This is a genomic window from Bradyrhizobium sp. USDA 4341 (assembly GCF_054063755.1).
Genome location: NZ_JBSSGO010000002.1, coordinates 8,353,566 through 8,367,522 on the forward strand (window position 1 = coordinate 8,353,566; position 13,957 = coordinate 8,367,522).

General features: G+C 65.9%; 14 protein-coding genes. 3 read left to right on the top strand and 11 right to left on the bottom strand.

Annotated features, from left to right (window positions below; genetic code table 11):
* Positions 1-359: 359 nt before the first annotated feature.
* From ACVIGB_RS45055 to ACVIGB_RS45070, 4 genes are all read right to left on the bottom strand, one after another.
* A complete protein-coding gene (locus tag ACVIGB_RS45055; RefSeq protein WP_456724431.1) occupies positions 360-1,394 on the bottom strand; it encodes an LLM class flavin-dependent oxidoreductase in 1,035 nt (344 codons plus the stop codon).
* Positions 1,395-1,618: 224 nt separating this feature from the next.
* Complete coding sequence (locus tag ACVIGB_RS45060) at positions 1,619-2,542, bottom strand: glutathione S-transferase family protein (protein WP_456724430.1); 924 nt, start codon at positions 2,540-2,542, stop codon at positions 1,619-1,621.
* A 112-nt stretch (positions 2,543-2,654) separates the two neighbouring features.
* Positions 2,655-3,413, bottom strand: coding sequence for an SDR family NAD(P)-dependent oxidoreductase (locus tag ACVIGB_RS45065; RefSeq protein WP_456724429.1), 759 nt, complete (start codon positions 3,411-3,413; stop codon positions 2,655-2,657).
* Positions 3,414-3,450: 37 nt separating this feature from the next.
* Positions 3,451-4,020 carry a TetR/AcrR family transcriptional regulator gene (locus ACVIGB_RS45070; protein ID WP_456724428.1) on the bottom strand — a complete coding sequence of 190 codons (570 nt, stop codon included), beginning with the start codon at positions 4,018-4,020 and terminating at the stop codon, positions 3,451-3,453.
* Between the two features lie 104 nt (positions 4,021-4,124).
* On the opposite strand from ACVIGB_RS45070, the gene ACVIGB_RS45075 reads away from it, so the two are divergent.
* Together ACVIGB_RS45075 and ACVIGB_RS45080 are read left to right on the top strand one after the other, a co-directional pair.
* Positions 4,125-4,913 (top strand): crotonase/enoyl-CoA hydratase family protein, encoded by a 789-nt coding sequence (locus tag ACVIGB_RS45075; RefSeq protein ID WP_456724427.1) that lies wholly within the window; start codon positions 4,125-4,127, stop codon positions 4,911-4,913.
* A gap of 224 nt (positions 4,914-5,137) precedes the next feature.
* Positions 5,138-5,989, top strand: coding sequence for a division plane positioning ATPase MipZ (locus tag ACVIGB_RS45080; RefSeq protein WP_456724426.1), 852 nt, complete (start codon positions 5,138-5,140; stop codon positions 5,987-5,989).
* Positions 5,990-6,003: 14 nt separating this feature from the next.
* On the opposite strand, the gene ACVIGB_RS45085 is transcribed toward ACVIGB_RS45080, so the two are convergent.
* The 5 genes from ACVIGB_RS45085 to ACVIGB_RS45105 all read right to left on the bottom strand — a co-directional run bounded on the left by ACVIGB_RS45085 (position 6,004) and on the right by ACVIGB_RS45105 (position 10,735).
* Complete coding sequence (locus ACVIGB_RS45085; protein WP_456749339.1) at positions 6,004-7,080, bottom strand: hypothetical protein; 1,077 nt, start codon at positions 7,078-7,080, stop codon at positions 6,004-6,006.
* The gene (locus ACVIGB_RS45090) at positions 7,004-7,396 is read right to left on the bottom strand and encodes a hypothetical protein (protein WP_456749340.1); all 393 of its coding nucleotides are present in this window, start codon (positions 7,394-7,396) and stop codon (positions 7,004-7,006) included. Before ACVIGB_RS45090 ends, ACVIGB_RS45085 begins: the two co-directional genes overlap by 77 nt.
* Positions 7,397-7,574: 178 nt before the next feature.
* Positions 7,575-8,435 (bottom strand): sugar phosphate isomerase/epimerase, encoded by an 861-nt coding sequence (locus tag ACVIGB_RS45095; protein ID WP_456724424.1) that lies wholly within the window; start codon positions 8,433-8,435, stop codon positions 7,575-7,577.
* Positions 8,436-8,438: 3 nt separating this feature from the next.
* The gene (locus ACVIGB_RS45100) at positions 8,439-9,785 is read right to left on the bottom strand and encodes an MFS transporter (protein ID WP_456724423.1); all 1,347 of its coding nucleotides are present in this window, start codon (positions 9,783-9,785) and stop codon (positions 8,439-8,441) included.
* 77 nt (positions 9,786-9,862) lie between these two features.
* On the bottom strand, positions 9,863-10,735 hold the full coding sequence (locus ACVIGB_RS45105) for a phytanoyl-CoA dioxygenase family protein (RefSeq protein ID WP_092124830.1): 873 nt from the start codon (positions 10,733-10,735) through the stop codon (positions 9,863-9,865).
* A 98-nt stretch (positions 10,736-10,833) separates the two neighbouring features.
* On the opposite strand from ACVIGB_RS45105, the gene ACVIGB_RS45110 reads away from it, so the two are divergent.
* On the top strand, positions 10,834-11,844 hold the full coding sequence (locus tag ACVIGB_RS45110; RefSeq protein ID WP_456724422.1) for a LacI family DNA-binding transcriptional regulator: 1,011 nt from the start codon (positions 10,834-10,836) through the stop codon (positions 11,842-11,844).
* Positions 11,845-11,897: 53 nt separating this feature from the next.
* Here ACVIGB_RS45110 and ACVIGB_RS45115 read toward each other — a convergent pair whose 3' ends face one another.
* Together ACVIGB_RS45115 and ACVIGB_RS45120 are read right to left on the bottom strand one after the other, a co-directional pair.
* Complete coding sequence (locus ACVIGB_RS45115) at positions 11,898-12,431, bottom strand: NADH-quinone oxidoreductase subunit B family protein (protein WP_456724421.1); 534 nt, start codon at positions 12,429-12,431, stop codon at positions 11,898-11,900.
* A 12-nt stretch (positions 12,432-12,443) separates the two neighbouring features.
* Positions 12,444-13,955 carry a hydrogenase large subunit gene (locus tag ACVIGB_RS45120; RefSeq protein WP_456724420.1) on the bottom strand — a complete coding sequence of 504 codons (1,512 nt, stop codon included), beginning with the start codon at positions 13,953-13,955 and terminating at the stop codon, positions 12,444-12,446.
* Between the last annotated feature and the right edge of the window lie 2 nt (positions 13,956-13,957).

Genomic DNA, 13,957 nt, shown 5'->3' on the forward strand with positions numbered 1-13,957 from the left:
CGCCCACCGATGGATCGTTTGGCGACCCGATGACGGTAGCCCAACAAATAATTCGTATAATCCGCGAACAGCCAGGTCTTACCGAGCGCCAACTTGCCGAGCGGCTCTTCGGCAAGGGAGGTTCCATACAGCGCGTCAATCCAACGTGTCGAAAGTTGGTGGCAGCGGGCTGGCTGGAGCGGCACGGCCGAGGATGGGCGGCGGACCCGTTCACGTACCACACCGCTAGGCCTGATCTCTGAGTCAGGATTGGGACTGATCCGATTGTCTCGGGCAGCCGGGCTTCGCATGGTCTATCTCTAATTTGCCCCCGGCGCCAAAACGCCGGGGGTTTTGCTTTGGATGCTCGCTCTCGCCGATCAGGCGGCGAGCATGTCGCGCACCATCGGCACCACCTTGCGGCCATAGAGCTCGATGCTCTTCATCAGCTTCTCATGCGGCATCGGGCCCGCCGAATATTTCAGCTGGAAGCGCGCAGCGCCGAGCGCCTTCACGGTCGCCGCGATCTTGCGGGCGACGGTTTCCGGCCCGCCGACATAGAGCGAGCCGTGTTCGGCCTCAGCCACGAACTCGTCGCGGCTCATCGGCGGCCAGCCGCGCTCCTTGCCGATCCGGTCACGCATGACCTTGTAGTCGGGCCACAGCTCTTCCCGAGCTTGCGCGTCGGTCTCGGCAACGTAGCCCGGCGAATGCACGCCGATCGGCTTCGGCGTCCGGCCGAACTGCTGGTAGGCGCGCTGGTGCAGGTCGACATAAGGCGCAAAGCGCTTGGGATCGCCGCCAATGATCGCGAGCATCAGCGGCAGGTCGTAATGCGCCGCGCGCACCACCGATTCCGGGCTGCCGCCGACACCGATCCACGTCTTCAGCCGGCCGTGCTCGACCGGCGGATAGACCGACTGGCCGTTGAGCGGCGGCCGCAGCTTGCCCTCCCAGCTCACCGGCTCCTGCTTCAGGAGCTCGGTGAACAGGTCGAGCTTCTCCTCGAACAGCTCGCTGTATTGCCTGAGGTCGAAGCCGAACAGCGGGAACGATTCGGTGAACGAGCCGCGGCCGAGGATCACCTCGGCGCGGCCGTTCGAGACCGCGTCGACGGTCGCGAAGCGCTGGAAGACGCGGATCGGATCGTCCGAGCTCAGCACGGTCACCGCCGAGCCGAGGCGGATATTGTTGGTGCGCGCGGCGACGGCCGCCAGCACGGTCTCCGGGGAGGAGATCGCAAAGTCGGCCCGGTGGTGCTCGCCAAGCCCGATGAAATCGATCCCGAGTTGATCGGCCAGCACCGCCTCGTCGACGACGTTGCGGATCACCTGGGCGTGGGGCAGCGGCGCGCCGGCGGCGTCCTTGGTGACGTCGCCGAATGTGTCGAGCCCGAATTCGAGAGAGGTCGTCATCAGTCAGTCCAGTTGTCGGCGTGGCGGAGCATCCGCCACGGGCCACCCATCGCACGCAGGCCGAAAGGTCGTATTGCTGCGGGGATGTCCGCAAGCCTGCGCTGTGGAGCCTTCGGTTGGAGATACAGTGGAGGTATTGCCTGTTCGCCGGCCGGCAAGGTCACGCTGCGAAACGCAGCGTTTCCAGGTCGCTTGTATCCGGCCTGCGGCCGAGGCTGCGGCGATCAGCCCGGAATGACCAGGAAGCCGGCCCGCGGGAAATGCACCACGACCTCGCCTGTGGGTTCGTCGGAGCGGCGGATCGCGATGTGCTGTGCGGACAGCGAGACGATCTCGCCGCGGACCGGGATCTTGCCGTAGTCGTCCGGCATCACGCTGACGATGTCGCCGGGCTTGCGACCGTTCGGATCCAAAGGGTCGTCGAAAACAGGCGACTCCGGCCGCGCCTTCGCCGCGATCTCGAGCGCGTCGGCCGACGACATCTCGGTGCGTGTGCCGTGGCCGATGGCGCGGACGCGCTGCTCCCAGGCCGCAACGCGCGGCAGGGGCTTCACGATCTCGTCGATCGTGGCGACGCTCTGCCGTGCGTACCACACGTTCATGTAGGCGCTGACGTCGGCGAGGCTGAACTCGCCGAACAGCCACTGTCGGCCGTCGCCGAGTTGCGCCTCGATCCAGTCGACATTGGCGCGGAACTGGTCGCGCATCTGCGGCAGCGCCGCGGCCATGGCGGCGACATCGAACTTGGCGCCGCGCAGCTTCTCGCGATCCTCGATGAAATCCTGCGGGACCTTGTCGCCGATGAAGCCGAACGCGAGGGTGACCGTGTTTTGGAAGAACGGCCGGTCGGTCCACATGCCGAGCGCCCAAGGCATCCCGGCATTGCCCGCGGGAAACAGCGTCGGCGTCGGATAGCGCCGCTCCAGCTCGCGGATGATGATCTGGGTGTCGCAATAGATGTCCGCGCCGATCTGCATCGTCGGCGTACGGCGATAGCCGCCGGTCATCGGCATCAGATCCGGCCTCGGCATGATCCGGGAAATCCGTACCGAGTTCCAGGCGACCTTCTTGAATCCGAAGATGATGCGGATTTTCTCGGAGAACGGCGATTGATCGAAATGATGCAGGATCGGCGTGGGCTGCGACATGGCCTTCTCCCGGGATAGGGCTGCGATCTCCTCGGACCTTGTCGCACAGCCTGACAAGATTTCGCCGGATCGCAACCCATTTCCTCTGGAGAACGACGACGGCGCCGGGCCGTCAGAATGTCTCCGCCCATGGCCGCAGGTCGAGCTCCAGCGTCCATGCGCTGCGATGCTGGTGATGCAGCACCCAATAGGCATCCGCGATGGCTGCGATGTTGAGCAGCCCGTCCGGCCCGCGGTCGTCCTTCAATTGCGGACGCATGCTCAGCAGGCGATCGCCCTCGATGCCGCCGTCGACCACGACATGGCCGACATGAATGCCCTGCGGCCCGAATTCCCGCGCCACGCTCTGCGCCAGCGCGCGCAGCGCGGCCTTCGCGGAGGCGAATGGCGAGTAGTTGGCCTTGCCGCGCAACGAGCCGCTGGCGCCGGTGAACACCAGTGTGCCTCCGCCGCGCGCAAGCAGGGCCGGGATCGCTGCCTGCGCGAGCTGGAATCCGCCGAGCGCGTGCTCACGCCAGTGCTCCTCGAAGCGCTGCTCGGTGACCTTCAGAAACGGCGCCGGCCGGTTGGACCCTGCATTGTGCACGGCCATCGCCAGCGGCGCGAGCTTCACGGCAGCCTCGACGAAGCGGGCGACATCCGCGGCACTTGAGGCATCGCCGACGACATGGGTGACCCTGGCGCCAGTCGCTGCGAGTTCGGCCGCGGTCGCGGCGAGCTTCTCGGCGTTGCGCCCGGCGATCGCGACGGGATAGCCGCCGGCGGCAAAGCGGCGCGCGATCGCGGCGCCGAGGCCATTGGATGCGCCGACGCCGGCAATCAGCACGCTTCCCTGCACAGCGGTCGGCTCGAGGGCGGATCGGTCGTTCATGGCTCACTCCATCAAGGTGCCCGCGGCGCGGGCGAAATCATTCGTCGGACGCCATCGCGACGATGGCATCGCGCACCGTGCGCAGAATGGCATCGGACCGCTTCGGATCGGTGATGACGCGCGAGATCGCGAGTGCGCCGACCATCGCGCTCACCGCGACGATTGCGCCGCTGTCGTCAGCGTCGCCGAACGTCTCGGCGACCTTGGCGATGAAGGATTCGATGTGCGGTTCCATCACCGCGCGGCACTGCTCGTCGGCGCGGCCGACATCGGAGACCAGCGCGCCGATCGCGCAGCCCGACTTCGGCTGGTCGCGATGGCTGCGGCTGAGATAGCTTCGCACCAGGGAGCTGACGCTGACCGGCTTGTCGGGACCGCGCGATGCGCGCGCCGACGCCTCACCCAGGGTCAGCGCCTGTTCCAGCGCCGCGGCGATCAGGTCGGAACGCGAGGCGAAGTGGCCATAGAAGCCGCCATGGGTCAGCTTCACCTGCTGCATCAGGCTTCCGATGCTGAGCGCGTCGAGCCCCTTGTCGCGGATCTGCGTCGCAGCCTCGTTCAGAATGCGCTCACGGCTCCTGGCCTTGTCGGCCTGGGAATGGCCCATTTCGCTCAACCCCTGTTTGACTCTCCATCTGGATTATGACCATCATGCATCTAGATGACAACCATCATCCAGAAAGTTTTCAGTCACAAAGCAGGGAGGAACAGATGTCCGGCAGCGCGAGCGAAGGGCGGGTCCGCCACGAGCGGCATGATCACATCCTGAAGATCATCATCGACAATCCGGCGAAGAAGAACGCCTTCAGCCCGGAGATGATGGCTGAGCTGTCCGACGCGCTGACGCTGCTCGACAATGATGACGGGCTCTGGGTCGGCGTGCTGTGTGCCGCCGGCGGCAGTTTCACCGCGGGTCTCGACATGCCGAAATTCTTCGGCCCGACGGCGAGCCGCAAGCCGCTGCCGGAGGGCAACGTCGATCCCTTTGGATTGTCGAAGCGGTGCCGGAAGCCGATCATTACGGCGGTGCAGGGCATCGTGTTCACCGTCGGCATCGAGATGATGCTGGCCGGTGATATCGTCGTTGCCGCGGACGACAGCCGGTTCTGCCAGATGGAAGCCAAGCGCGGCATCGCGCCGCTGGCCGGTGCGCATTTCCGCTACATCAGCCGCGCCGGGTGGGGTGATGCGATGTATCACCTCTTGCTGTGCGACGAGTTCAGTGCCGCGGAAGCGCATCGGATCGGCCTCGTGCAGGAAGTCGTGCCGGCAGGTCAGCAGATCGAGCGCGCGATGGCGCTTGCGGAGATCATCGCGCGCAACGCGCCGCTTGGAATCCAGGTGACGAAAGAGGCGGGCCGCAAGTTCATCGAAGCCGGCGAGCAGGCGGCAATTGCGATCATCCCGCAGATCCGCGAACGCGTGCTCAACACGGCCGATGCGGCCGAGGGCATCAAGTCGTTCGTCGAGCGCCGCGCCGCGGTGTTCCAGGGACGCTAGTCGCAGCGGCGCTCGTCCCCGGGGCGCTAGTCCCAGCGGCGCTCGCTGCGTTCACGATACGTGCTCGGATTGCGGTTGTGACAATGTTGTCGCAGCCGCATCAATTTCGATCACAACGACCGTACGACGACTCTTGTCGAGATTCGTCGAATCAGGGAGATTCGAATCCATTCATTAAATGCTATTTCATCCTGCTTTCACTCAAGCGTCCGGTATGGATTCCCATGACAAACGCACGAGTAATAGTTGTCGGAAATAACAAGGGCGGCTCGGGCAAGTCGACAATTGCCATGCACGTCGCCATCGCGCTGATCAAGGCGGGTCAGCGTGTCGCCACCATCGATCTCGACCATAAGCAGAAGTCGCTGACGCACTACGTCGATAACCGGCGGGATTGGGCGCGGGAAACCTCGCTGGATCTCGGTATCCCCGCGCATATGTGCTTCGAGACGGTCAGCGGCAGAAGCAGTGAGGTCGAGACGCTCGGCCGTAGCGCGCTTGCCGAGATCGTCGAGCGGCTCGGCCGGTCGCACGATTTCGTCGTCATCGACTGCCCCGGCCACGACACCTATCTGACGACATTCACGCATTCGCTGGCGAACACGCTGATTACGCCGCTGAACGACAGCTTCCTCGACTTCGACGTGCTCGGCACCGTCGATCCGAACGACTTCAAGGTGACCGGCATCAGCCATTATTCGAAGATGGTGGAGGAAGCGCGGCGCGAGCGCCGCGCGCAGGATCAGCCGGCATTCGAGTGGGTGGTGCTGCGCAACCGCCTCTCGACGATCGGTTCCCGCAACAAGCGGCTGGTCGGCGAAGCCCTCAACGAACTATCGAAGACGCTGAATTTCCGCCTGGTCGACGGCTTGGCCGAGCGCGTGATCTTCCGCGAGTTCTATCCGCGCGGATTGACCGCGGTCGACGACGTCAATCAGCTCGCGCTCGGTGGCCGGCCGACCATGTCGCATGTCACCGCGTGGCTTGAGATGGAGCGGTTGATGACCGCCATCATGCTGGGTCATCTGGTGGCGCGCCCGGCGGAATCTTCCGACGTCAGCCGCGACGCGGCGTAGGCGCGGTCGGGTCGTTACCGGCAGTTGGTGTTGCCCGCATTGGCAATGGTCAGGAACGTGATCGTTGCGGGAGCGAAAACGATTGCTCCCGCCGGGGCCGGCTCGCCATTCAGGGCGGGCATCTGGTCGGAAGGCCCAAGCACAAGCGTGCTGCCATTGAGCTGGACATTGCCGTCGACAGGCTGCTTGCTTGCCAATGTGTAGCGTTGCGATGGGCCCGGCAGCGTCAGCTCGCGCCGCATTCGCCGATCATTGTTGATGATAAGCAGGGCTATTCCATCAGGCATATCGCGCGCGCAATGCGCATAGACGTGGAGACCCGATTGCTCACCGATGCCGGCATCGAGCACGGTGGTTCCCATCAGCCGTCGCCATAGCAGCGCGGCCCAGTAGTTCGGCCGCGGTAGATGGGTTTGCTCGTCGAGCAGCCCGTAGTCGCTCGCCGCAAGCGTGTTGTGCATCACTACCTGAACGCCCGCCTTGGCGAGCAGCCCGAGCTGCTCGAGGTAGCGGAACGTATCGGTGAAGGTCGCGGCCCAGCGATTGCCGCCGCACGCGGTCTCCGCGGTCTCGGTCAGCCAGATCGGCTTGCCCGGTGCAAGCTGGTCGCGCAGTGCCCGGTAGAAGGCGAGTGTCTTGCCGGTTCGTGCCAGCCATTGGTCTGACAATGCCTGTCTTGCCGTGCGATCCCCGGAACATCGCGCCGAGAGCGCGCCATAATGATGGTAGGAGACCACGTCGATGCCTTGTGCCGAAACCGCGAAGCGCGCTTGAGCATTCGCGCCGGTGCCGATCGTGCCTGGGCCGAGGATCGTCACGTCGGCTGCGGCGTCTTTCATGAATGCGCGGAAGGTTGCAAAGTCGCGGCCGTAAGCTGCGGCATCGTAATGCTCGGGGGCGCCGCCGATGGCCGGCAGATCGGGCTCGTTCATGAATTCGGCTGCGGCGATCTGACCGCCGGTCGATTTCGTGAAAGCGAGAAGCTGCCGGGCCTGTTCGGAGGTCCATCGGCCTTCAGCGCCACGCGTGCCGGCGCTGATCGCAAAGGACGTGACGATGGGAGCGTCGACGGCGTGCGAAAAGTCGATCACGCCCTGCCACCGCTGTCGCGTCAGCACACCCGTTGAAGCCGGCCGGCGGTGCAGCCGGCGGTGCGCCGGAATCGGCAAAGAACGTGCTGTTGGCCCAGGTCCCGCTCACACGAAGGTAGGCGGGAGCGAGTGCCGCTGCGAGCTTGCGTAGCCTGCCGTCGTGCAGATCGATCGGCGTGCGCGCCGCGAACCGTTCCGGCTTCGCCCCCGGCCGAGCGGCGACGGCATAGGGCTTCCAGAATCGTCCGCCGGTCACCTCGACCATCTCGATGTTGTAGGACTGGAAGCGCGGGTCGATGGCCGCAACACGCGACATGGCGGCGACATCAAGCGTCACGTATGCCGCGGCGGCCCTCGTCTGCGGGAAGGCCGCAATAGCCAAGACAACGACGCATGCGAGGCGTCGAAGACGAAGGGGCCGATGGTCGCGCATAGGGGCTTCGCGGCGTTCTGAGTGGCGCTTCGCCGTAGCATGCCGCTGCAGCTTCTCTGGATCAACTCGATGGTGTGCCGTGCGGCTCGTTCGCGATGCGGTCCCATAGCGCGCGGATCATGTCCTTCATGACCAGCGCGTCCTGCCAGCGGTCGGACAATTCCCTGCCGTCGGGTCCGGTGATGGCATAGGGCGGGGGACCGAGCTCGCACAGAAAGGTCAGGGTCGCATCGGGCCCGGCGCGCTTGCGCCAGGAACGGATGCCGTAGTCCCACCAGTCCATGAACAGCGACACCCAGCCCTGGTGCTGCGGAAAGCCGAGCGAAATCTGCACCTGCTCGCGGCTCGCGATGCGGCCGTGGATACCCCAGGCATTGTCGAGGATGCGATGGATCATCGCATGATTGACGTCGTCGACCGGCCAGGCGAACTCTCGTCCGACCAGATAATGCGAGAGATCGGCGGTCAGCCGCAGATCGGGAAAGCAGTCGAGCAGATCGAGCATGAAGAGCAGGTCGGTCGTCATGCGGTCGCGATGGGTCTCGACATGCACGGCAACGCTGGCCTCCGCGGCCAGGCGCCGCCAGCCCTCGAGCAGGGGAATGCAACTGGCAAGCCGGCGCGGCCGGATGTCCGGCTGCAGGTTGACGTGATCGGCGCCGAGCTGCGCCACCAGCTCGAGCACCGGCTTCAGGTCGTCGACGCTCTTCGGATAGCACTGCGCCTGCCAGATCATGCCATGGGCGCGAAGGAAGCCCGTCACCTCGCGCGCGAAGGCAGGATCGATGAAGCGCACGCCGGCGCCGTCAAACCCGGCATCGCGGATCATCGCGAGCTGGGTTTGCAGCGGCCATTCGCCCTCATCGGCCAGCCGTCGCTCCATCGCCCAAAGCGACTGCAGGACGCGCAGCTGCTGCGCCACCGATCAGGCCCGCGCCGGGATCGCTGCGGGCAGCTCGGCGTGCTCGCTCGCGTCCTCGGCGATGTTCTCCTGATAGGTCTCCGGCCCGATCCAGATCGCAACCACCGTACAGGCCGACAGGAACATCGCGTAGCAGGCGACCGGCCACCAGGTGCCGTAAGTTGCCACCAGCGCGGTCGCGACGAACGGTGCCGGGCCGCCCGACAGCAGCGAGCCGAGCTCGCGCGCGAAGGCAAAGCCGGCGAAGCGGCGTTGCGGCGGGAACAGTTCGGCAAAATACGCCGCCTGCGGTCCGAACATCGCTGCCGTCACCACGGCGCGCGCCAGGATGAAGGCGAGCGCGATCATGACCCATTCCCTGGTGCCGACCATCCAGAAGAACGGGAAGGAAAGCGCCACGCCGGCCAGCGCGCCGAACATGTAGACGGGCCGCCGTCCGATCCGGTCCGACAAGGCCGCAAAGCCGAGGATCGCAAACAGCTCCACCGTGAAGGCCAGCATCAGCGCGCTGAGCGCCTCCGCTTTCGGCACGCCGAGCGTGGTGATGATGTAGCTCAGGCCAAACACCGGGAAGAAATAGCCGAGCCCGTTCTCGGCCATCCGGGCGCCGAGCACGACGAAGAAGTTGCGCGGGTGCCGGCGCAACGCCTCCATCGCCGGGTTGCTCTCGACCTTGCCGCGCGCGACCACCGCCTGGGTGTAGACCGGCGTCTCGGTGATCCGCATGCGGACGAAGATGCCGACGACGATCAGGAGGAAGCTTGCCAGGAAAGGCAGCCGCCAGCCCCAGCTCATCAGGGCCTCGCGCGGCAGCATCGTCACCAGCGCGAAGGCCGCGGCGGCGAGCAGATTGCCGACGGAGACGCCGAGCGGCGCGAAGCCGCCCCAGAAGCCGCGATGCTTCGGCGGCGCGTTCTCGACCAGATAGATCACCGCGCCGCCATACTCGGCGCCGGCACCGAGGCCCTGGATCACGCGCATCGCGACCAGGAGGATCGGCGCCCAAACGCCGATCTGCGCATAAGTCGGCAGGAAGCCGATCGCGGTGGTGCCGATGCCGATCATCAACAGTGTTGCGACCAGCACCGGCTTGCGGCCATAGCGATCGCCGAGGATACCGAACAGCAGGCCGCCGAACGGCCGCACCACGAAGCCGACGCCGAAGGTCAGGAACGACAGCAGCGTGCCGACCACCGGATCGCTCTTTGGAAAGAACAGCTCGCCGAACACCAGCGCGGCCGCGGTGCCGTAGAGGAAGAAGTCGTACCATTCGAGCGCGGAGCCGATGCTTGCGGCCAGGATCACACGCAGGCGCGATGTGCTGGCACCCTCTCTTGCCATCTCGGTCATTCGTTTCCCCGTTGTCTTGATTTTTATGTCTTGAAAGCAGCAATGCCCGCGGCTTGCCGCGGGCATTGTCGTCAGTCTCAGGCGGCGCGCGTGAAGTAGGATTTCTTCGCCGCCGACTGGGTCTCGTAGATTGATCCCTGCCGTTTGGCCGGCGGCAGCGGCATCCGCACCGGCACGTCGGTCAGCCGCGGTGCGACCACCGGCGGGCCCGCCAGCAGGCGGCTGTTGAACTCGTCGAAGTCCTTCACGCCCATCAGCGGCCAGGCGTCGCTGGCGGCCACTTCATAGAGCAGCAGGTTGCGCGGCCGGTTTGATGTGTTGGTCGCCGAGCCGTGCAGCGCACGCACGTGGTGGAACGACATGCTGCCGGCCTTGCCCATGCATGGGACCGCGCGCTTGATGTCGTCCTGGATCTGGTCCGGATCGATCAGGCCGGCGAAGCAGCCGTCCTCGCCGTGATGATCCCACATCGTGCTGCCGGTGTGCGATCCCGGCGTCACCAGCATCGGGCCGTTTTCGATATCGCAATCGTCGAGCAGCACGCCGATCGCGAGGATGTCGTCATTGGTGTGCGGATAGAACGCCCAGTCCTGATGCCACTCGACCGGCGAGCCGTATTGCGCCGACTTCATGTTGAGTTTTGAGCCGTGCAGCCGGAGCCCGGGGCCGATCAGCTTGGTCAGGATCGAGATCACGGCCGGGCTGCGGATGATCTCGTCGAAGATCGGGTGCACCTTGTGCGGCGCCTTGATGCGGCGGACGCGCGGGGTCTCCGGTGTATGGCCCGGCTCGAGGTCGTAGACGTCGGTGTGCTCGCTCACAGCGGCGGCGCCGGCCACCAGCTCTGCGAGCACCGTGCGGACCTTGCCGAGCGTCTCCTGGTTCAGCACCTCGGGGACCACGATCACCCCGTCGCGCTTGTAGGCCTGGGCCTGCTCGTCTGAAATCATGCCGTTTCTCCCATTTTGTTCTATGTTAGCGCTAACATGACGCGATGCTAGCGCTAACATCATGGCTTGGCAACCCGGAATCGTGCAGGGTCCGGCCCATGAGCTCCGACCTGACCGAACCCCGGACCGGCCCGTCCGGTGCCGCGCCCACCCTTTCAGAGGTGGCCAAGCGCGCCGGCGTCTCCTCGATCACGGTAAGCCGGGTGGTGCGGATGCCTGACCTCGTCGCCCCCGAGACCCGGGCGCGGGTCGAGCGGGCGATGCGCGACCTTGGCTATGTCCCGAACCTGGTGGCAGGCGCGCTGGCGAGTGCACGGACCAATTCGGTCGGCGTGCTGGTGCCGACCATCGCCAACTCGATCTTCGCCGACACGGTGCAGGGCCTGTCCGACAAGCTCGAGCCGCTCGGCTTCTCCGTGATCCTGGCGCAGTCGCGCTACGACGCGGTGCGCGAGGATCGCGTGCTGGCGGCGCTGCTGTCGCGGCGGCCGGAGGCGATCATCATGGTCGGCTCGCCGGCGACCGAGGAGGGCAGCCGCCTGCTGCGCAATGCGCGGATTCCGATCGTCGAGACCTGGGATCTGCCGGCCAACCCGATCGATGCGGTCGCGGGCTTCGACAATTACCAGGCCGGCGTCGCTGTCGCGAAGCATCTGGTTGCGCAGGGGCGCAAGCAGCTCGCCTTCATCGGCGGCGACGATCCGCGCGGCACGCGGCGCTGGTTCGGCTTCAGGGACGAGGCGCTGGCAAGCGGTCTCGCTGAGCCGCGCCGGCTGATCCTCGACCGCAAGGACTCCGGCAGCGTGGCGGCGCATGCACGCCTGCCCGATGTTGACGCGGTGTTCGCCGCCAACGATGCGCATGCGATCGGCTTCATGTCGGGGCTGCGCAAGGCCGGCCTGCTGCGCGACGGGCCTGCATCGGCGCAGCCGGTCGCCGTGATCGGCCTCGGCGATCTCGAAATGGGCCAGCTGATCTCGCCGACATTGAGCACGATCAGCGTGCATGGCGATGCGATCGGCCGCACCGCGGCGACGCTGATGCTGGAGCGCGGCGGCGAGCGCCGCATCGATCTCGGCTTCGAGCTGGTGCTGCGCGACAGCGGTTAGCAACTGCCACCACCGGGCGGGCGCAGGTCGCTAACGCGTCTCTCTGCATGCTCTCATTTTGCCGCGACGTCGGCGTCCACAGCCTCGAGCAAGCCGATGAGGCCACGCAGAATGGCCATCGGCGAAGGAGGGCAGCCTGGAATATGGAGATCGACAGGGACAACCGCCGAGACCCCGCCAACCACCGCATAGCTGCCGGCAAAACATCCGCCATCCCTGGCGCAATCGCCTACTGCGACGACCCATTTGGGATCTGGGGTCGCATGGTAGGTGCGCTCCAGCGCTTCGCGCATGTTCTTGGTGACGGGGCCTGTAACGAGCAGAACATCGGCATGACGCGGTGAGGCGACGAACCGGATTCCAAACCGTTCGACATCGTAATACGGATTGCTTAGCGCGTGAATTTCCAGCTCGCATCCGTTGCACGAGCCCGCATCGACCTCGCGGATCGAGAGGCTGCGGCCGAGGCGTCGTCTTGCGGTGCGGCCGACCATTGCCCCGAGCTCCGCGAGCGCAGCGTCGTCCGGACGCGGCGCTTGCTCGGTCAATGGCTGGCGAAACAGGCCCTGGAACAAAAGTTTGCGCATCGCCTGTGGTCCTCAGAGGTCCTGCCCCGAATAGGAGCAGTTGAACGACTTGTTGCAGAGTGGGAAGTCCGCCACGATGTTGCCTTCGATCGCTGCCTCGAGCAGGGGCCACTGAAACCACGACGGATCGCGCAGATGACATCGCTCGATCCGATCTCCGTTGAGGCGTAGCCAGGTCAGAATGTCGCCCCGGAAGCCTTCAACCACCGCCATGCCTTCGGAGGCTTCGGTCGCACCTTGCAGCGACACTCTGACGGGGCCGGCTTCGAGGCCGATGAGGATCTGGTCCGTCAGCGCAAGGCTCTGCTCGACTTCCCGGATCCGGATCCAGACGCGGGCGTTGACGTCGCCATCGCTGAGAACGGGGACGTCGAAACGCAGACCATCATAGGGGCGATAGCCGGGCCTGCGTCGGGCGTCATAGTTGCGGCCGCTTGCGCGCCCGACATAGCCACCGGCTGCGAATTGCCGGGCGAGCGCCGGGGTAACGATGCCGGTCGTGACGGTGCGATCCTGCAACGAGGCGGTGTTGTCGTAGAGTTCGACCAGCGCAGGGAAATGCCGGCGGATCTGGTCGAGCGCGGCCCGGATGGCGTTGGGTCCGTCGCTGGCGATGTCGCGCGCGACGCCGCCGGGAACGACTAGGTCGCGCATCAGGCGGTGGCCGAATGCAGCGTCGGCAGCGCGCAGCACGCCCTCGCGCAGCACGGCGCAATGTGCCTGCATCAGCGCAAATGACGCATCGTTGCAGATCGCTCCGATGTCACCGAGGTGATTGGCCAGTCGCTCGAGCTCGGCCATCAGCGCACGCAGCAAGAGCGCGCGGGGCGGCACGGCAATCTGCTGCGCGGCCTCGACGGCTTGCGCGAATGCCAGTCCATAGGCGACCGTACTGTCGCCGGAGACCCGGCCGGCGAGCCGCGCGGCCTGCTCGACGGTGCTCCCCGCCATCAGCCCTTCGATGCCCTTATGGGTGTAGCCGAGCCGCTGCTCCAGGCGGACCACGGTCTCGCCGCTCGCCGTAAAGCGGAAATGTCCGGGCTCGATGATGCCGGCGTGCACGGGGCCGACCGCGATCTGATGCAGGCTGTCGCCTTCGGCCGGAAGGAATCGATAAGGCGCCGCATCCGGTGACGCATCGAGACGTTCGCCCAGCGGGAAACGCATTTGCCATCGGCCATGATCGAGCCAGGGACGGGGATCCGGCGTGCCCGCGGCCTGAAGCCCGAACAGGTCGTGGACGGTGCGCTCCAATCGAAGCGCCGGCGGATGATAGGCCGCGACCGACGGGAATTGGCGATCGGGGCAATCCAGGCTGATCACGCCGATGTCGGAGGTGCGGTCGTCGAGGATGGCCATATGCACGCACGATGCTTCGCCCCATAGCCCGAGCAGGCTCAAGCCGCCATCGGCGAGGGCGCCGGCGGCGGAGCGCCAGGCATCGCCGTCCACCACTGCGCGCGGCCATGGATGGTGCCGTTCGACCTTGCGGCCCGCCTGGATCAGATCGATCAATTTCGGCATAT

Bases quoted from the DNA above. Each gene is read 5' to 3' on its own strand.
- ACVIGB_RS45110 (WP_456724422.1), top strand. From the start codon at position 10,834: ATGAGCTCCGACCTGACCGAACCCCGGACCGGCCCGTCCGGTGCCGCG.
- ACVIGB_RS45080 (WP_456724426.1), top strand. From the start codon at position 5,138: ATGACAAACGCACGAGTAATAGTTGTCGGAAATAACAAGGGCGGCTCG.
- ACVIGB_RS45060 (WP_456724430.1), bottom strand. From the start codon at position 2,542: ATGTCGCAGCCCACGCCGATCCTGCATCATTTCGATCAATCGCCGTTC.
- ACVIGB_RS45075 (WP_456724427.1), top strand. From the start codon at position 4,125: ATGTCCGGCAGCGCGAGCGAAGGGCGGGTCCGCCACGAGCGGCATGAT.
- ACVIGB_RS45100 (WP_456724423.1), bottom strand. From the start codon at position 9,785: ATGACCGAGATGGCAAGAGAGGGTGCCAGCACATCGCGCCTGCGTGTG.
- ACVIGB_RS45055 (WP_456724431.1), bottom strand. From the start codon at position 1,394: ATGACGACCTCTCTCGAATTCGGGCTCGACACATTCGGCGACGTCACC.
- ACVIGB_RS45120 (WP_456724420.1), bottom strand. From the start codon at position 13,955: ATGCCGAAATTGATCGATCTGATCCAGGCGGGCCGCAAGGTCGAACGG.
- ACVIGB_RS45090 (WP_456749340.1), bottom strand. From the start codon at position 7,396: ATGTCGCGTGTTGCGGCCATCGACCCGCGCTTCCAGTCCTACAACATC.
- ACVIGB_RS45105 (WP_092124830.1), bottom strand. From the start codon at position 10,735: ATGATTTCAGACGAGCAGGCCCAGGCCTACAAGCGCGACGGGGTGATC.
- ACVIGB_RS45065 (WP_456724429.1), bottom strand. From the start codon at position 3,413: ATGAACGACCGATCCGCCCTCGAGCCGACCGCTGTGCAGGGAAGCGTG.
- ACVIGB_RS45070 (WP_456724428.1), bottom strand. From the start codon at position 4,020: ATGGGCCATTCCCAGGCCGACAAGGCCAGGAGCCGTGAGCGCATTCTG.
- ACVIGB_RS45115 (WP_456724421.1), bottom strand. From the start codon at position 12,431: ATGCGCAAACTTTTGTTCCAGGGCCTGTTTCGCCAGCCATTGACCGAG.